This is a genomic window from Micromonospora sp. S4605 (assembly GCF_003176715.1).
GTDB lineage: Bacteria > Actinomycetota > Actinomycetes > Mycobacteriales > Micromonosporaceae > Micromonospora > Micromonospora echinaurantiaca.
This window is the reverse complement of sequence record NZ_QGSW01000040.1, coordinates 1-15193: the sequence shown is the minus strand read 5'-3', so window position 1 is coordinate 15193 and position 15193 is coordinate 1. Positions and strand designations below refer to the sequence as shown.

Sequence of the window (15193 nt, the reverse complement as noted above, 5' to 3'; positions counted from 1 at the left end):
CCTTTCCCACCCCCCGCAGAACATGCCCCGCACTGGCCACTTCCCCGTCGATCATGAAGTTGTTGTCGCCCCTGTCGGCGTGTCGGGTGAACCACTTCATGATCAACGGGCCGGTGGGTGGGTCAGGCGAACTGGGTGAGGAGGGTGGTGCAGAAGGCGGGGAGGTCGGCGGGTTTGCGGCTGCTGGTGAGGTTGCCATCCGTCACGACGGGCTCGTCGACCCAGGTGGCGCCGGCGTTGGTCAGGTCGGTGCGGAGGCTGGGCCAGGAGGTAATCCGGCGGCCGCGCACCACGTCCGCCTCGATCAGCGTCCACGGCCCGTGGCAGATCACCGCCACCGGCTTGCCGGCCTCGAAGAACGCCTGCACGAACCGCACAGCGTCCGGATCGGTCCGCAGGAAGTCCGGGTTCGCCACACCGCCGGGCAGCACCAGCCCGTCGTACCCGCCGGCGTCCGCGTCGGCCGCGGCCACGTCGATGTCGTACGTCTTCGACTGGTCGAGGTGGTTGAAGGACTGGATCGAGCCGGGCTTCAGCGAGACCAGCTCGACCGTCGCGCCGGCCCGCTCGACCGCCTCGCGGGGCTGGACGTACTCGACCTCCTCCACGCCGTCGGCGGCCAGGAAGGCGATCCGCTTGCCCTGAAGATTCGTCGCTGCCATCTGGGTACTTCTCCTTTCCGGGGTACCCGAAATCCCTTCCCGCACCCAGGTGCCCGAAACCGTCGACCCACCGTCGGCCGGTGAGTTCGCGGTCACCCGCGCCGCTCACGGCCGTCGATCGGCCGAGCCGCGCCGGTGCGGCGCGCGGCCCGGGGCACCCGCAGGTTTGACCCGCCGGACCGGGGGGACCCCGAAGGGCATGGCAGGAGCAGCAGCGGAACAGCGCCGGCTCGCCACCGTCGTGGAGAGCTGGTCGGGTCGTCCCGTCCTGGTGATCGGCGACGCCATGCTCGACGAATGGCGGTTCGCCGAGTCCGACCGGCTCTGCCGGGAGGCGCCCGCCCCGGTCCTCACCCTGCGCCGGCGGATCTCCGCGGCCGGCGGAGCCGCGAACACCGCGGTGAACATCGCCGCACTCGGCGGCCGGGCCGTGCTGGTCGCCCCGATCGGCGCCGACGTCGCCGGCGACGAACTGCACGACTGTCTCGACCGGGCCGGCGTCTGGGACCGTACGGTCAACCAGCCGGGCCGGCCCACGCCGGTGAAGCGGCGGATGCTGGCCGGCAACCAGATCCTGCTGCGGGAGGACTCCGGCGACCCGGACGACCCGCTCACCGACGACGGGGTGGCCCGGCTGCTCACCGCGCTGGACTGCGCCACCGAGGAGCTGCGCGCGGCCGCCGGCGGCGCGGCGCCCACCCTGGTGGTCTGCGACTACGCGCTGGGCGCGCTGCCCGCCCCGGTACGCGCCTGGCTGGTCGCCAACCGGGACCGGTACGCCACCGTGGCGCTGGACGCGCACGACCTCGCCGACTGGCGGGGCCTCGCGCCGACCGTGGTGACGCCGAGTTTCGCCGAGGCCACCCGGCTGCTCGCCCGGGCCGCCGGCGCCCGGTCCCGCGGCACCGCGCTGCACCTGGACCACCCGGACGGCGACCCGGCGGAGGGCCCCTCCGAGCTGACCGTCGGCGCCGCGCCCGGCGGCGCCGGCCTGCCCGACAGCCCGGTACCGGACCGCCCGGACGAGGCGGTCGGCCTGGCCGCCGGGGTGGGGCCGACCGGTGAGCCGACGCCCGGCGAGGGCCGGGTGGCGATGACCGGGGACGGGCTCAGCGTGACCGGCACCGGGGTGACCGTGAACGCCACGGCCGGCGAGGGAGTCGACCGGGCGGTGCTGGCCGAGTCGCGGCTGGCCGAGCTGCGCGCGCACACCGGCGCGGACGTGGTGGCGGTGACCCTGGACACCGAGGGGGCGGTGGTCGGCGGCGCCGACGGCGAACCCCGGCGCAGCCACAGCACCCCGGTGCCGGCCAGCCACGCGGTCGGCGCGGGGGACGCGTACCTGGCCGCGATGACGCTCGCCCTGGCCGCCGACGCGCCGCTGTCGACCGCCGCCCAACTGGCCCAGCTCGCCGCCACCATCACCGTCTCGGACACCGGCACCTGCGTGTGCCGCCGGGAGGACCTGCTCAACGCGCTCGACGTGCCGGCCGACACCGGGCACCCGGCACTGGTCGGCGCCGACGAGCTGACCACCATCGCCGAGGAGCACCGCGCCGCCGGCCGCTCGATCGTGTTCACCAACGGCTGCTTCGACGTGCTGCACCGCGGCCACGTGCGCTACCTGGAGCAGGCCCGGGCGCTCGGCGACCTGCTGGTGGTGGCGGTCAACTCCGACGGCAGCGTACGCCGGCTCAAGGGCGCGGACCGGCCGGTGAACCCGGTGGCGGACCGGATCGCGCTGCTCGCCGCGCTGTCCTGCGTGGACCATGTGGTGGTCTTCGAGGAGGACTCCCCGGCGTCGCTGATCGAGTCGGTCCGCCCGGACGTCTACGTCAAGGGCGGCGACTACCCGCCGGAGCTGGTGCCGGAGGCCCCGCTGGTGCGGCGGCTCGGCGGTCAGGTCCGCACCCTCGGCTACGTGCCGGACCGGTCCACCTCGGCGATCATCGACCGGATCCGGGCGCACAGCCAGGACCGCGAGACCGACTCGTCGCTGACGAGCAAGCGGTCGTGAACCGGCCGCTCGACCCGGGCTCGGCCGACGGGTTCCGCGCGGACCGCGTGCTCGACGTGCTGATCCCGACCCGCAACCGGCCGGCCGAGCTGGCGGTCACCCTCTCCGGGCTGGCCGCCCAGGAGGGCGTGCCGCGGTTCGGGGTGGTGGTCAGCGACCAGTCCGACGACGGTCCCGCGTTCACCCACCCGGCGGCGGCCACCATGGTCCGGGTGCTGCGGCACCGGGGTCACCCGGTGCTGCTGACCCGCCGGCTGCCCCGGCGCGGGCTGGCCGAGCACCGGGCCTACCTGCTGTCCGCCTCGGCCGCCCGGTACGTGCTCTGCCTCGACGACGACGTCTGGCTGGAGCCGGGCACCCTGCACCGGCTGGTCACCGCGATCGGCGAGCTGGGCTGCGGTTTCGTCGGCAACGCGGTGCACGGCCTCTCCTACCTCGACGACGTCCGGCCGGAGACGCACCGGCACTACGAGGAGTGGATCGGCCCGCCCACCCCGGAGCGGATCCGTCCCGGCACCCCGGAGTGGGACCGGGCGCAGATCCACCCGGCGGCGAACCTGCTGCACGTCACCGGCAAGCTGGACCTGCCGCCGGGGGCGTGGCGGGCGTACAAGGTCTCCTGGATTGGCGGTTGCGTGCTCTACGACCGGGCGAAGCTGATCGACTCGGGCGGCTTCGACTTCTGGCGGCGGGTGCAGGAGAAGCACCAGGGCGAGGACGTCGCGGCGCAGCTCGCCGTGCTGGCCCGGTACGGCGGCGCGGGCGTCCTGCCCAGCGGGGCGTACCACCTGGAGTCGCCCACCACGGTCACCGAGCGGGACGTGGAGGCGTGGGAGGTCGTCCTCGCCGAGACCGACGCCGCCCAGCCGGCCTGACCACAGGGCACCGGCGGGTCAGGGCGCGCCGGGTTCCGGGCGCAGCAGCTCGCGGGCGGCCTCCAGCACCTCGACGGTCGGCACGTCGGTGACGAACGAGTCCCGGTGCGGGCACTCGCCGTCGCCGGGCCGGTGCGGGTAGATGCCGGGCGTGCAGTCCACCCCGCAGACCGGGCAGTGCACCGTCCAGGAACTGATCGGCCGGTGCCGGCCGCGCAGCGGGTTCGCCACGTTGATCAGGTTGCCGACCCAGAAGATGCCGACCGTCGCGGTGCCCACCGCGGCGGCCAGGTGCACCGGCCCGGTGTCGTTCGAGACGACCAGCTCGCAGCCGGCGTAGCAGCCGGCCAGCCCGCCCAGGCTGAGCGTGCCGACCTGCGGTCGCAGCGGCACCCCGGCCGCCGCCACCACCCGGTCCACCACGCCCTGCTCGGCGGCGGTCCCGGTGACCAGCACCTCGTACCCGTCACCGACCAGTTCCCGGGCGACCTCGGCGAACCGCTCGGCCGGCCAGCGCCGGCGGGTGTCGGTGGCACCCGGGTGCAGCGCCACCCGGGGCCGCGCCGGCGGGCCGAGCACCTCGGCCGCCTCGGCCCGGTCGGCGTCGGTGACGGCCAGGGTGGGCACGATGGTGGTGGCCGGGGCGCCGACCAGCGCCGCCACCTCCAGGTAGCGGATCACCTCGTGCTGGTAGTAGACGTACCGGATCCAGCGGTCCAGCGGCGCCGCCCCCTCGGTCCGCAGCCCGGCGGTGACCCGGGCGCCGAGCTGGCTGACCAGCGGGTTGGAGTTGGCGCCGCCGCCGTGCACCTGCAACGCCAGGTCGAAGCGTTCCTTGCGGGCCGCGGCCAGGAAGTCGTCCAGCCCGGACGCCGGCTCCCCCGGCTCCGGATCGCGGATCCCGGGGGCCGGGGGCACCACCAGCACCCGGTCCACCGGGCCGGGGCGGTCGCGCCAGAGCTTCGCGTGCCACGGCGCGCCGAGCAGCACGATCTCCGCCTCCGGGTACGCGGACCGCAACGCGTCCAGCGCCGGCAGCACGAAGAGGAAGTCGCCGAGCGCGTTGGCCCGCAGCACGGCGATCCGCTCGACGTCGGGCACGGGCTCGGCGGGCGGGCCGAGCAGGGCCGGGGTGACCACGCGGCCCCCGTTACGGCCGGTCGAGCCCGCCGGCGGCGGTGTCCGGGCGGTGCAGCTCCCGGTCCGCGGCCGGGTCGATCGGCGTACCCTCGCTGTCGGCGCGGAAGCCGGTGCGGCCGACGGTGATGGTGCGCGGCGCGGGCCGGGCGGCCCGGGGCAGCCGCACCCGCAGCAGGCCGTGGTCCATCACCGCGTCGATGGCGTCGGGGTCCACCCGGGAGGGCAGGTCGACGCGGTACTCGAAGCCCCGGGTCTCGAAGCCGCCGGGGATGCCGTGGTCGGCGTTCACCTCGGCCTCGGTGCGGGCGCGGACGCAGAGCTCCCGGTCGTCCAGCTCCACGGCCACCTCCTCCGGCGCCACCCCGGGCAGCCGCACGACGACCTCCCAGCCGTCGTCGGTCTCGGCCAGCTCGACCTCCGGCGGGCCGGACCGACCGCCGACCAGTCGCCGCAGCTCGGTGCGGAGCGACTGCAGCTCGCCCATTGGGTCCCAGCCCTGCTGCCGTCCCCGCCAGCCGCGGCCGAACCCGCCACCCTGCTCGCTCATGCCAGCGCTCCGCTTCGCTCCGTGCCGCCATGAGGCACCACCACGCTGCACCGATGATTCGCTCGCGCACGCTCGCTCATGCCGACGCCTCCCCTCGGTCGGCCACGGCCGGCCGACCGGCCGCGCCGTGCCTGCTGATCCGTCCGTCGTGCCCGCTCATCGCGCCTCGCCGACCCGGGTGGACGCCGGGGACCGCAGCGAGCTGGGCGCGTTCAGGTCGGCGTCCCGGTCGACGCCGACGCCGAGCCGGTCGACCAGTTCGCCACCGAGCCAGGCGCTGATGCCGAGGATCGCCACGGCGACCACCTCGATCGCGATCAGCGCGCCACCGGCGGCCCGGGAGTCGGCGTTGAGTCGGACCACCCAGATCGCGGCGAAGAGCAGGATCACCGCGACGTTGGCGGCGGCGTGGGTGAGCGCCACCCGCTTGGCCCGGGTGCCGGTCGGGATCGCCAGCAGGTCGAACGTGCCGGCCGCCGCGGCGAGCAGGCCACCGATCAACCCGACGGCGATGTTCCAGTACGCCACCTCGCCGAGGAAGTCCGGGCCGCCGACGGTGTCGACCACGTCGAAGAGGACCGCGGTGACCAGCAGGGCGACCGGGAACATGACCAGCATCGGGTGCACGGGGTGGCCCAGCACCTTGAGTCGGCTCTCCATCTCCGGGCCTCCACTGTCCGCTGGCGGGTGTGGTGAGGCGGTACCCCCGACACCTCGGGGCAAACCTCGCGCCGAGCCGCTGCCTAGGCTGTAACCGACGGCGCGTCCGGGAAACGGGCCGCCACGGGGGTCGACGACGGGGAGGCGACGTGCTGGTGGAGATCACTTCGGCGGAGGAGCTGCGCGAGCTGCTCGGCACACCGACCGCGCGGGCGGAGGGCAAGGAGCGGACCAGCCTGCACGAACGCGACCGGCAGTGGTTGGCGGCCGCACCGTTCTGCCTCGTGGCCACGGCCGGCGCGGACGGCAGCTGCGACGTCTCGCCGAAGGGCGATCCGCCCGGGTTCGCCCTGGTCCTGGACGACCGGACCATCGCCATCCCGGAGCGGCCGGGCAACCGGCGGGCGGACGGCTACCGCAACATCCTGGCGAACCCGCACGTCGGGCTGATCTTCCTGATTCCCGGCCGGACCGACACGCTGCGGATCAACGGCCGGGCCCGGCTGGTGCGGGAAGCGCCCTGGTTCGACGACATGGTGGTCAAGGGGCACCGGCCGGTGCTCGCCGTGGTGGTGGAGATCGAGCAGATCTTCTACCACTGCGCGAAGGCGTTCCTCCGCTCCGAGCTGTGGCGGCCGGAGACCTGGCAGCCGGAGGCGCTGCCGTCCCGGGCCCGGCTGGTCAAGGAGGTGGAGTACCCGGCCGCGGACCTCGCCGACCTGGAACGCCACTACGGCCCGGACTACGTCAAGACCATCTACGCCTGATCCGGCGACGCGCCGGCCGCGCCGTCCCGGGTGCGGCCGGCGCCGCCGCTCTCCGTCGCTTCGCCGCTTGTCGGTTCCGCTGACGCGTTTGCTAAAGACATCTTTATAAAGATAGCTTTAGCATATGTCGCTGCCCCGGGTGAAGCTCACCGATCCGACAGCCCTGCGCGGGTACGCCCACCCGCTGCGGATGACCCTCGTCGGCCTGCTCCGTCAGCACGGCCCGATGACCGCCACCCAGGCCGCCGCCCGGCTCGGCGAGAGCGTGCCGAGCTGCTCGTTCCACCTGCGCCAGCTGGCCAAGTACGGGCTCGCCGAGCGGGTCCCCGGCGCCGACGCCCGAGAGCGCCCGTGGCGGGCCACCGCACAGGTCACCTCGTGGGACGACGCCTCCGACGACCCGGTGCTGCGCGCCGCCACCGACCAACTGACGGCCACGCAGCTGGCCCAGTACACCCGGCGCGCCGAGGAGTTCCTCGCCCGGCGGGCGGACGAGCCGACGCAATGGCGGGCGGTCACCGGGTTCAGCGACATGACGCTGCACCTCACCCCCGACGAGCTGGGCGAGCTGACCCGCCGGATCGACGACCTGCTCGCCGAGTACGAGGACCGGATCACCGATCCGGGCCGGCGGCCCGCCGGCAGCCGCAAGGTCAGCCTGATCCAGCTCGCGCTGCTGCCCGACCCGGCCCCGGCCGAGCCGGAGCCGACGCCCGCCGAGCCGACACCGGCGTCCGCCGCCGCCGGGCCGAGGCCGGAGCCGCGCACCGAGCCGGCCCGGACGCGGGCCGCCACCGCACCGAAACCGAAGCCAAGCGCGGCCGTCGAGCCGGAGCCGACCGCCACCCCCACCGACCGGAGCGACGAGAGCGGCCCGCGATGAGCGGCACCGGCGCCCCGGTCGCGGCCCCGCCCGCCGACCCGGCCCGGCGTAGCAGGCTGCCCCGCCTGCCCCGGCTGCTGCGCGAGCGGGCGTTCCGCCGCTACTGGTCGGCGCAGACCGTGTCGTACTTCGGGGACGAGATCTCCACCCTGGCGCTGCCGCTGCTGGCCGTGCTCGGCACCGGCGCCGGGCCCGCCGAGATGGGCTACCTCACCGCCGCCCTGCTCGCCCCGAACCTGCTCTTCTCGCTGCTCGCCGGCGCCTGGGTCGACCGCTACCCGCACAAGCGGCGGGTCATGATCCTCACCGACCTCGGCCGGGCGCTGCTGCTCGCCACCGTGCCGGTGGCGTACCTGCTCGACCTGCTCGCCCTGCCGCTGCTCTACCTCGTCGCCTTCGGCGTCGGCACGCTCGCCGTGCTCTTCGAGGTGGCCCGCGGGCCGCTCTTCGTGTCGCTGGTGCAGCGACGCGACTACGTCGACGCGAACACGCTGATCAACGGCAGCCGGGCGATGTCCCTGGTCGCCGGGCCGAGCATCGGCGGCGTGCTGGTGCAGGTGCTCACCGCGCCGATCGCCCTGCTCGCCGACGCGCTGTCGTACCTCGTGTCCGCGTACTTCCTGGGGCGGATCCGGCCGACGGAGCCGGCGCCGGCGCGCGGCGGCGGCCTGGGGATCGGCGCCGGGCTGGGGTTTCTCGCCCGGGTGCCGATGATGCGCGCGATCCTGCTCGGCACCACCACCGTCAACCTGTTCAACTTCATGTTCGCCGCGCTGTTCGTGCTCTACGCCACCCGGCAGCTGGGCCTGTCGCCGGGCATGCTCGGCCTGGTGCTCGGCGCGGGCGCGGTCGGCGGGCTGTGCGGGGCGGCGGTCACCGGACGGTTGACCCGGCGCTTCGGCATCGGGCCGACGCTGGTGACCGGCTTCGTGCTCTTTCCCGCGCCGCTGCTGCTCGTGCCGCTCGCCGGCGGCCCCACGCCGCTGGTGCTCGGCATGCTCTTCGCCGCGGAGTTCCTCTGTGCCGTCGGGGTGATGCTGCTCGACATCGTCTCCGGCTCGGTGCAGACCGCGCTCACCCCGGACGCGATGCTGGCCCGGGTGACCGGGGCCCGGCGGACCGTCAACTACGGCATCCGGCCGATCGGCGCGCTGCTCGGCGGCGCGCTCGGCACCGTCCTCGGGGTACGCGAGGCGCTCTGGATCGCCACGGCCGGCGCGCTGACCGGGGTGCTCTGGGTGCTCTTCTCCCCCATCCGCCGGCTACACGACCTGCCCGAGCAGGCGACCTGACCGCCGGGGCGCGGCGTCCCGAACCTCGACGGGCCCGGACGTCAGTTCCGCACCGAGAAACACCGGCCCTTGAGGGCGATCCAGCCCCTCGTCGGCGGCGGCGCCGAACCCGATTGGACGGCCGGGTGCCCGGCAGCGGCGTACAGGGTGATGCCGTGCGCCGTCGGCCCGAACGCCGCCCCGGTCACCGGCGGCAACCGGTGGACGAACGCCTTGCGAGCCCGGTCGTACCTCATCCGCACCTCGCCCCGGTATTCCGAGCCGCTGACCCAGTAGCTGAGGGTGACGACACTGGCGGCCACATCCAGGCCCGGCGCGTCCACCCGCACGATCACCTCGGGCCGCTCCGGCGGATCGGGCGGTTTGCAGCCGAGCGGATCCACCCGGTCCGGAGACGCGGTGAGAGCCCGGATCACCGGTGGCGGATAGATCACCACCCGGGTGGGACTGGCCGATGTGGACGGCGGCGTTGGGGTCGCGGTGGCGACGAGCGCGACGGTCGGGGTGGACGACGGCGACCTGGTTCCGGTGGGGCTGACGGACGACTCGCCCTGCCGCCGCTGGTCGAAGCAGCCGACCAGGGCGGGCAGCAGGAGCAGACCGGTGGCGGCTGCGGCGGCCCGCCGCCGGCGTCGGGCGGCGGTCATCGGGACGCGAGGACGGTCGTCGGCATGCGGGAAGGATAGGGCCGCGGCCGGCCACGATACAGGCCGTTCAGCACGAGCGATGGCGCTGACCTCGAGCGGCAGCGGCTACCCGGGCAGCCGCACCGCATCGCCACCGGCCCCTCGGCGGTGCCGGTGACCGTGCCGGTTGCCGGGGCCTTCTACCTTGATGGCGCCGCGGTCGGGGGCACTCGGTCGGCCCATCCCGCGGACCCCTCGCAGGAGCGACGCAGGAGGCCGTGTGAGAAGCAGGAAGTACGTCCCGGTGGCGGTGCCGGTCGCGGTGGCCCTGGTGGCCCTCGCCGGTTGTGGCAGCGACGGTGACGCCGGAAAGGACTATGCAAACAAGCTGACCAAGGCCGGGTTCGACTCGGTGCGGGTCTCCCCCGAGACGAAGACCTCCATGCGGAAGAACCGGAAGCGCAAGAGCACCGTCGCCTACGTCTTCACCTGGACCGTGAACACCGACGCGGACCCGACGAGCTGCGAGGTCACGCTGCGACACCCGGCGTACAACTCGGACTCCTTGCGCGGCGACCACTGGAACATCGAGGAGGTCAACGACGCCGACGTCGAGGGGTGGGGAGGCAACAGCCCCGGTCCCGACAAGGTGCGACAGTTGCTGCGGGAGCACAACTACGACTGCTGACCCGCCGCCGCACGGGCGGCCGGTCCCGGTCGGGCCGCCGTCCGTGCTCGACCGCCGGGCGTGACCCGGTGCGGACCGTCCCCACGTTCAGTCGAGCCAGCGGGCCTCGTCGCCGACGCGAACGAGACCGGGTGACTCGACGGCGGCGTACACGCCGAGGGTGTTGCCGAGTTCGCGGGCGACCCAGCGCAGCACCGCGCGGTCGTGCGGGACGGTCGGGGTCTCCTTCGTGATCATCACGCACCGGTCGCAGCCCTCGGTGAAACGCAGTCGCAGCTCGCCGATCGCCATCCGGCGGCCGAGCCAGTCGTGCTCGGGGAAACCGGTCCCGGGCACGCCGTCCAGCACCAGGTTGGGCCGGAACCTGGTGGCGTCGATCGCGCTCTGCGGCAACGCCCGGTCGAGGCTGCGCAGCGCGGTGGTGGTCAGGACGTGCAGCGCGGCGTCCGGCTTGTCCGGTCGGTGCCCGGTCAGGGTGACCTTGGCGTTGACCGCGGCGCTGAGCCGGGTGTCGGCGTCGGGCGCGTCCGAGCGGAACCGCTCGCCGTCCGGCAGCACCAGATCGGCCACGTCCGCGCCCACCGCGACGGCCCGCACCCGCATGAGCCCCGGGATCGCACCGGCCCAGGTGACCTCGTCCCGCTCGTCGTGCACGGCGACCACCCGGTCGCCGTCGATCCCGTATGCGCCGATGGCGGCGGTGGTGAGGGGCTCGCCGCCCACCGACTTCACCGGATACCGCCACAGTTGATCGACCCGCATCCGGCCCCCATCGATCGTGCTGGACGTGCCGTCGTCGATCGTAGCCAAGCCGACGGCCGCGACTGCCCGCCGGAAATGGGCGCACCCGGCGCGGGCGGGGCGGCCGGTTGGCGTCGGCGCACCCGGCGCGGGCCGGGCCGGGCGGCCGGCTACCGGAGGTGCTGGACGAGCTGGATCGGGTTGCCGTCCGGGTCGGCGGTCCAGGCGATCAAGAGCCGATCGAGCCAGGTGTGCGGGGCGGCCAGGGCCGGAGCGCCGCTGGCGGTCAGTTCCGCGTACGCGGCGGCGGTGTCGTCGGTCCACAGGACCACCGCCGCCCGCTGCCCCTCGGGCACCGGGTCCAGGCCGTGGTCGTTCCGGGTGGACGCGACCGAGGCGATACCGATCTTGTAACCGTCGAGCACCAGGTCGACGTGGATCGGCTCGCCCTCGGTCGGCACCCGGAAGGTCTCGGTGAACCCGAGACGCGAGTAGAACGCCGCGGCGCGCGGGACGTCCTCGCTGAACAGGATCACCTGAGGGGTGCGGAACATCGGACGCCTCCTCGTCGACGAACCGGCGCTGCTACTCGCCCACCGGCAGGTCATCGAACCACCGCCGGGACGACGCGGGCACCAGCAGCAGGACGACGAGTGCCGCGACGACGATCTGGAGCAGAGTACGCCCGACCTCCGACGGACCGGAAGACACCGCCGTCACGCCGTCCGACGCATGCCAGGGCACCCCGGATCACGTCACGGCCGGTGAGGTAACCAGCACGTAAGGGTTTCCGGGCGGCTCCCGACCGGATCATCTAGCCATCCGCAGTACGTCACGAGGGGGCTGTCGATGAGTCGACCACAACGAGTCCTGGCCTGTCTGACCGCGGTGGTCGCCGGCGTGGCGACCACGCCCGGCGTCGCGGCGGCGACCAGCGCCCTGCCCACCTACACCTACATCGACCTGGGCACGATCGGCGTTCCGAGCACCGGGGAACCGCCGATGAGTGACGCGTACGCGCTCAACGCCGCCGGCACCGTGGTGGGAGTCTCCACGATCGACGGCATCTACAACTTCCACGCGTTCGCGTGGACCGCCGGAGCGATGACCGACCTTGGCACGATCAACACCGGCACGTACAGCGCCAGTAGCGCCGCCGGCGTCAACAACCTGGGTGTGGTCGTCGGCTCGACCCATGTCAACGCGACGGATCCGCCGCACGCCTTCCGGTACGCCGACGGCGTTCTGACCGACCTTGGCACCGGCTACGGCCCGGGCAGCGGCAGCAGTGCGAACGACATCAACGACAGCGGCACCGTGGTCGGCACCCGGATCGAGCGGCAGGGCTCGCCCAAGCGGGCGGTCGTCTGGCGCGACGGCACGATCCTCGACCTGGGCACGTTGGGTGGCCAGGCCCGGTCGTGGGGCACGGACAGCATCGCCTACGCCGTCAACGACGCCGGGCAGGTGGTCGGCGGTGCGATCACGCCGAGCGGCGCCCTGCACGCGTTCCTCTGGGAAGGCGGCGCGTTGCAGGATCTCGGCACCCTCGGCGGCAGCACCGAGTCGACGTACGCCCGGGACCTCAACGACGTCGGCGATGTGGTCGGCATCTCCCAGAACACCCAGAGCGAGATGCACGCGACCCTCTGGACCGCCGGCACCATTCGCGACCTCGGCACCCTCGGGGGCAACTACTCGGAAGCGCGGGCGGTCAACGACGCCAGACAGGTCGTGGGCATCGCCCGGACCTCGAACGACGGGTTTTACACCGAGCGCGCGTTCCTGTGGCAGGACGGCCGGATGGTCGACTTGAACGAGCGGGTCCGGGATCTGCCCCCGACGGTGACCCTGCGGTCCGCGGAGGACATCAACGACGACGGGCTCATCGTCGGCTTCGCCTGTCCCGTCGCCTGCGACGCGGGCGGTGACCGAGCCCGACGGGCCTACCTGCTGGTGCCGACCGGGTCCAGCTGACGTCCCGCTCCGGGGTACCCGCCGTTCTTTCCGGATCAGGCGGTGCCGGCACTCACCGTGGCCGGGCTCGTCCTGGAGACGGTGACCACCGCTCGGCGGTGATCAGCCCCGGTGGGCGAGGACGTTGATGACCCTGCCGTTGGGGTCACGCATGAAGAAGCGCCGCACTCCCCAGGGTTCGTCGGTGAGTGGGTGCACGATCTCAGCGCCGGCCTCCTGGGCGGCCCGATGCGCGGCATCGACATCGTCGACCTCCACGGACACGTCCGGGACGACCGGTGCGGTGGCGTCGTGGGTCATGAGACTCAGCTGGGCCCCCGGGTTGGCGCGATCGCTCAGGGTGACGATCCAGCCCATGTCCATGACGACCTCGAAGCCGAGTACCTCGACGTAGAAGGCGGTGGCCTTCGCGATGTCCTCGGTCGCAAGGTCGGGCATCGTGCGCTTGATGGTCATGCGGGCCATGCTGCCGCGCGGCGGCTTCGTTGACCAGGGCTCCGGTCTCCGTCAGGTCACGTGGCGAGTAGGGTCGCCCGGGGGCTGACGCTGTCGTGATTCCCGGGATCTGGTTCGGACCGGGCATTCCCCTGCACCGCAGTCGGCACCGACCGCGTCACCCCCGCTGGCGGCAGCCGTTGCTGCGATACTGCTGCGATGTTGAGGTGGATCGGGCGGGCCGCATCTCTGCTCGTGGCGCTCGCGTTGGCAGTTGTCGGTGTGCTGTTCGTCTACGGCGCCTGGAACGCTTGGGATGGTTCGCCGCCGGATGGGCCGCCTCTCGGCGATGCTTCTCGGGCCTATGAGATCGTCATCGCCTTGTTCGGTCTGAGCCTCTTGGCCAGCGGCATCGGGCTCGCTGTCCGAGTCGCCCGCGGAGCACGTCAGCGCACAGCGTGACCTGAACTCCCGCGCTTGCCCCTCCACATGAGTGCGTTCACACTCACCGAACCCGGTCAGGCTCCAGGAGGGGAATCGTCCTCGCTCGGGCGGCCCAGGCATCGACGATGCGGTCCAGGGTGCGCCTGCCCCACCGGCTCATCGTCGGGTTGGAGTCGAGGTAGTACCAGACCAACCCCATCGCCTGCTGGAACGCCCAAGCCATCCCACGCCGCCACTGGACGTCGCCGCATCCGAGCTCGCGGCGGAGGATGCCGCGCTGGGGCTCGTCGAGGAGGTGCCAGGCCGCCACGAGGTCGAGCGCCGGGTCTGCCGGGCCGAAGCCGCCGCCGTCCAGGACGCCGACGAGACGGCCGTCTTCGACGAGGACGTTGGGCGGAATGAGGTCGCGGTGGCACATCGCGTCCTCGTCGACCTCGGGCAGCGTCCGAAGCTCCGCCCAGATCCGCCGCAGGAGGGGTACGTCCAGCAGGTCCTCGCTCTGCCGGAAGCATGTCTCGAGCCACTCGTCGTGGTCCGGGAGGTGCCCGCCGCGGCCGACGCCGTCGAAGCGTCGCCCACGGGTGTCGGCGGCGCGCATCCCGGCGATCAGCTCGGCCAGGTCATGAGCGAACGCGTTCGACCCTGCGGGGTCCTCGACCGTCGCGTCGTGGCCGGACAGCCAGGTCTGGACGCTCCACGGCAGCGGATAGCCCGCGCCCGGCTCCCCGATCGCCACCGGCTCCGGGGTGGGCACGGTGGCGACGTCGGCCAGTTCACGCGTGGCCTCGGCCTCGGCTACCAGCGACGCGCGGGCCTGCGCCGGGTCGTGACCGACCAGCGGGAAGCGGGCGGCCAGGTCGTCGCCGATCCGGAAGATGGCGTTCACGGTCCCGGGCGTACGCAGCTCGGTGACCGGCAGTCCGCGCCACTGAGGGAACTGCACCTCGACCAGCCGGCGGACGGTCTGCGCGTCGACGTGGAGCTGGTCGGCGTGCATCGTCATGCCGCCATCCTCCCGTCGGCGACCGCGGGTGTCCTCCGATTTTCGCGCGGCAGGCTCGGCACCGTGATTGCCCGACCAGCCGCCAGCGCCCGGTCGAGACGACGTCCAGCTTCTCGCCGCGGACCCGGACGGGCACGCCTCGGCGTCGATGACGTTGGACGTGGACGCGGAGCTGTTCGGTGACGACCCGGACGCGGTTGCCACCCGGCTGGACGAGGCGGTCGCGGCGCGGAATGCGGACCATTTGCGGACCGGCAGGGTCGGCGGCGAGGTTGTCGACCTTGGGAAACGGCGAAGCCCAGGCCGTTGACCTGGGCTTCTGTGCCGAGCCGCCTGACGGAATCGAACCGTCGACCTACGCATTACGAGTGCGTCGCTCTAGCCGACTGAGCTAAGGCGGCAACGATCGTCAAGTGTACGGCACCCGACCCGCCCC

General features: G+C 73.4%; 18 protein-coding genes and 1 tRNA gene. 8 read left to right on the top strand and 11 right to left on the bottom strand.

Annotation, left to right across the window (positions count from 1 at the left end; all coding sequences use genetic code 11):
• Nucleotides 1-122: 122 nt before the first annotated feature.
• Nucleotides 123-662: a type 1 glutamine amidotransferase domain-containing protein gene (locus DLJ47_RS01760; protein ID WP_109898355.1), complete on the bottom strand. Its 540-nt coding sequence runs from the start codon at nucleotides 660-662 to the stop codon at nucleotides 123-125.
• Nucleotides 663-861: 199 nt separating this feature from the next.
• Here DLJ47_RS01760 and rfaE2 point away from each other — a divergent pair, with 199 nt between their 5' ends.
• Together rfaE2 and DLJ47_RS01750 are read left to right on the top strand one after the other, a co-directional pair.
• Nucleotides 862-2679, top strand: a complete 1818-nt coding sequence (gene rfaE2, locus DLJ47_RS01755; protein ID WP_109898354.1) for a D-glycero-beta-D-manno-heptose 1-phosphate adenylyltransferase — start codon at nucleotides 862-864, stop codon at nucleotides 2677-2679.
• Nucleotides 2676-3554: a glycosyltransferase family 2 protein gene (locus tag DLJ47_RS01750; protein WP_109898353.1), complete on the top strand. Its 879-nt coding sequence runs from the start codon at nucleotides 2676-2678 to the stop codon at nucleotides 3552-3554. The genes rfaE2 and DLJ47_RS01750 overlap by 4 nt, the downstream gene beginning before the upstream one ends.
• 18 nt (nucleotides 3555-3572) lie before the next feature.
• On the opposite strand, the gene DLJ47_RS01745 is transcribed toward DLJ47_RS01750, so the two are convergent.
• The 3 genes from DLJ47_RS01745 to DLJ47_RS01735 all read right to left on the bottom strand — a co-directional run bounded on the left by DLJ47_RS01745 (nucleotide 3573) and on the right by DLJ47_RS01735 (nucleotide 5901).
• Nucleotides 3573-4694, bottom strand: coding sequence for a glycosyltransferase family 9 protein (locus DLJ47_RS01745; protein ID WP_109898352.1), 1122 nt, complete (start codon nucleotides 4692-4694; stop codon nucleotides 3573-3575).
• 10 nt (nucleotides 4695-4704) lie between these two features.
• On the bottom strand, nucleotides 4705-5241 hold the full coding sequence (locus DLJ47_RS01740) for an Hsp20/alpha crystallin family protein (protein ID WP_109898351.1): 537 nt from the start codon (nucleotides 5239-5241) through the stop codon (nucleotides 4705-4707).
• 156 nt (nucleotides 5242-5397) lie between these two features.
• Nucleotides 5398-5901 carry a DUF2231 domain-containing protein gene (locus tag DLJ47_RS01735; RefSeq protein WP_109898350.1) on the bottom strand — a complete coding sequence of 168 codons (504 nt, stop codon included), beginning with the start codon at nucleotides 5899-5901 and terminating at the stop codon, nucleotides 5398-5400.
• A 149-nt stretch (nucleotides 5902-6050) separates the two neighbouring features.
• Here DLJ47_RS01735 and DLJ47_RS01730 point away from each other — a divergent pair, with 149 nt between their 5' ends.
• The 3 genes from DLJ47_RS01730 to DLJ47_RS01720 all read left to right on the top strand — a co-directional run bounded on the left by DLJ47_RS01730 (nucleotide 6051) and on the right by DLJ47_RS01720 (nucleotide 8843).
• The gene (locus DLJ47_RS01730; protein ID WP_109898349.1) at nucleotides 6051-6668 is read left to right on the top strand and encodes a pyridoxamine 5'-phosphate oxidase family protein; all 618 of its coding nucleotides are present in this window, start codon (nucleotides 6051-6053) and stop codon (nucleotides 6666-6668) included.
• Between the two features lie 124 nt (nucleotides 6669-6792).
• Nucleotides 6793-7551 (top strand): winged helix-turn-helix domain-containing protein, encoded by a 759-nt coding sequence (locus DLJ47_RS01725; RefSeq protein WP_109898348.1) that lies wholly within the window; start codon nucleotides 6793-6795, stop codon nucleotides 7549-7551.
• Nucleotides 7548-8843: an MFS transporter gene (locus tag DLJ47_RS01720; protein WP_109898347.1), complete on the top strand. Its 1296-nt coding sequence runs from the start codon at nucleotides 7548-7550 to the stop codon at nucleotides 8841-8843. The genes DLJ47_RS01725 and DLJ47_RS01720 overlap by 4 nt, the downstream gene beginning before the upstream one ends.
• A gap of 41 nt (nucleotides 8844-8884) precedes the next feature.
• On the opposite strand, the gene DLJ47_RS01715 is transcribed toward DLJ47_RS01720, so the two are convergent.
• Nucleotides 8885-9490 (bottom strand): hypothetical protein, encoded by a 606-nt coding sequence (locus tag DLJ47_RS01715; RefSeq protein WP_109898346.1) that lies wholly within the window; start codon nucleotides 9488-9490, stop codon nucleotides 8885-8887.
• A gap of 259 nt (nucleotides 9491-9749) precedes the next feature.
• Here DLJ47_RS01715 and DLJ47_RS01710 point away from each other — a divergent pair, with 259 nt between their 5' ends.
• On the top strand, nucleotides 9750-10157 hold the full coding sequence (locus tag DLJ47_RS01710) for a hypothetical protein (protein ID WP_146227995.1): 408 nt from the start codon (nucleotides 9750-9752) through the stop codon (nucleotides 10155-10157).
• 87 nt (nucleotides 10158-10244) lie between these two features.
• Here the strand turns inward: DLJ47_RS01710 and DLJ47_RS01705 are convergent, their stop codons facing one another.
• The 3 genes from DLJ47_RS01705 to DLJ47_RS37430 form a co-directional block, all read right to left on the bottom strand.
• Nucleotides 10245-10919 (bottom strand): MOSC domain-containing protein, encoded by a 675-nt coding sequence (locus tag DLJ47_RS01705; protein WP_109898344.1) that lies wholly within the window; start codon nucleotides 10917-10919, stop codon nucleotides 10245-10247.
• Nucleotides 10920-11068: 149 nt separating this feature from the next.
• The gene (locus DLJ47_RS01700; RefSeq protein WP_109898343.1) at nucleotides 11069-11452 is read right to left on the bottom strand and encodes a VOC family protein; all 384 of its coding nucleotides are present in this window, start codon (nucleotides 11450-11452) and stop codon (nucleotides 11069-11071) included.
• A 31-nt stretch (nucleotides 11453-11483) separates the two neighbouring features.
• Nucleotides 11484-11609 carry a hypothetical protein gene (locus DLJ47_RS37430; RefSeq protein WP_255562255.1) on the bottom strand — a complete coding sequence of 42 codons (126 nt, stop codon included), beginning with the start codon at nucleotides 11607-11609 and terminating at the stop codon, nucleotides 11484-11486.
• Nucleotides 11610-11747: 138 nt separating this feature from the next.
• Here DLJ47_RS37430 and DLJ47_RS01695 point away from each other — a divergent pair, with 138 nt between their 5' ends.
• Nucleotides 11748-12875 (top strand): DUF3466 family protein, encoded by a 1128-nt coding sequence (locus DLJ47_RS01695; RefSeq protein ID WP_109898342.1) that lies wholly within the window; start codon nucleotides 11748-11750, stop codon nucleotides 12873-12875.
• Between the two features lie 102 nt (nucleotides 12876-12977).
• Here DLJ47_RS01695 and DLJ47_RS01690 read toward each other — a convergent pair whose 3' ends face one another.
• Entirely contained in the window at nucleotides 12978-13331 is a 354-nt protein-coding gene (locus tag DLJ47_RS01690; protein ID WP_109898341.1) for a VOC family protein, read from the bottom strand.
• A 198-nt stretch (nucleotides 13332-13529) separates the two neighbouring features.
• On the opposite strand from DLJ47_RS01690, the gene DLJ47_RS35300 reads away from it, so the two are divergent.
• On the top strand, nucleotides 13530-13772 hold the full coding sequence (locus tag DLJ47_RS35300) for a hypothetical protein (protein WP_146227994.1): 243 nt from the start codon (nucleotides 13530-13532) through the stop codon (nucleotides 13770-13772).
• 43 nt (nucleotides 13773-13815) lie between these two features.
• On the opposite strand, the gene DLJ47_RS01685 is transcribed toward DLJ47_RS35300, so the two are convergent.
• Together DLJ47_RS01685 and DLJ47_RS01675 are read right to left on the bottom strand one after the other, a co-directional pair.
• Complete coding sequence (locus tag DLJ47_RS01685; RefSeq protein ID WP_109898340.1) at nucleotides 13816-14757, bottom strand: aminoglycoside phosphotransferase family protein; 942 nt, start codon at nucleotides 14755-14757, stop codon at nucleotides 13816-13818.
• Between the two features lie 327 nt (nucleotides 14758-15084).
• Nucleotides 15085-15158, bottom strand: a tRNA-Thr gene (locus DLJ47_RS01675).
• Nucleotides 15159-15193: the final 35 nt, after the last annotated feature.

Excerpts from the sequence above, each read along its gene's own strand:
- DLJ47_RS01760 (WP_109898355.1), bottom strand. The coding sequence starts at position 662 with ATGGCAGCGACGAATCTTCAGGGCAAGCGGATCGCCTTCCTGGCCGCC.
- rfaE2 (WP_109898354.1), top strand. The coding sequence starts at position 862 with ATGGCAGGAGCAGCAGCGGAACAGCGCCGGCTCGCCACCGTCGTGGAG.
- DLJ47_RS01740 (WP_109898351.1), bottom strand. The coding sequence starts at position 5,241 with ATGAGCGAGCAGGGTGGCGGGTTCGGCCGCGGCTGGCGGGGACGGCAG.
- DLJ47_RS01735 (WP_109898350.1), bottom strand. The coding sequence starts at position 5,901 with ATGGAGAGCCGACTCAAGGTGCTGGGCCACCCCGTGCACCCGATGCTG.
- DLJ47_RS01725 (WP_109898348.1), top strand. The coding sequence starts at position 6,793 with ATGTCGCTGCCCCGGGTGAAGCTCACCGATCCGACAGCCCTGCGCGGG.
- DLJ47_RS01720 (WP_109898347.1), top strand. The coding sequence starts at position 7,548 with ATGAGCGGCACCGGCGCCCCGGTCGCGGCCCCGCCCGCCGACCCGGCC.
- DLJ47_RS01715 (WP_109898346.1), bottom strand. The coding sequence starts at position 9,490 with ATGACCGCCGCCCGACGCCGGCGGCGGGCCGCCGCAGCCGCCACCGGT.
- DLJ47_RS01705 (WP_109898344.1), bottom strand. The coding sequence starts at position 10,919 with ATGCGGGTCGATCAACTGTGGCGGTATCCGGTGAAGTCGGTGGGCGGC.
- DLJ47_RS01700 (WP_109898343.1), bottom strand. The coding sequence starts at position 11,452 with ATGTTCCGCACCCCTCAGGTGATCCTGTTCAGCGAGGACGTCCCGCGC.
- DLJ47_RS01695 (WP_109898342.1), top strand. The coding sequence starts at position 11,748 with ATGAGTCGACCACAACGAGTCCTGGCCTGTCTGACCGCGGTGGTCGCC.
- DLJ47_RS01690 (WP_109898341.1), bottom strand. The coding sequence starts at position 13,331 with ATGACCATCAAGCGCACGATGCCCGACCTTGCGACCGAGGACATCGCG.
- DLJ47_RS35300 (WP_146227994.1), top strand. The coding sequence starts at position 13,530 with ATGTTGAGGTGGATCGGGCGGGCCGCATCTCTGCTCGTGGCGCTCGCG.
- DLJ47_RS01685 (WP_109898340.1), bottom strand. The coding sequence starts at position 14,757 with ATGACGATGCACGCCGACCAGCTCCACGTCGACGCGCAGACCGTCCGC.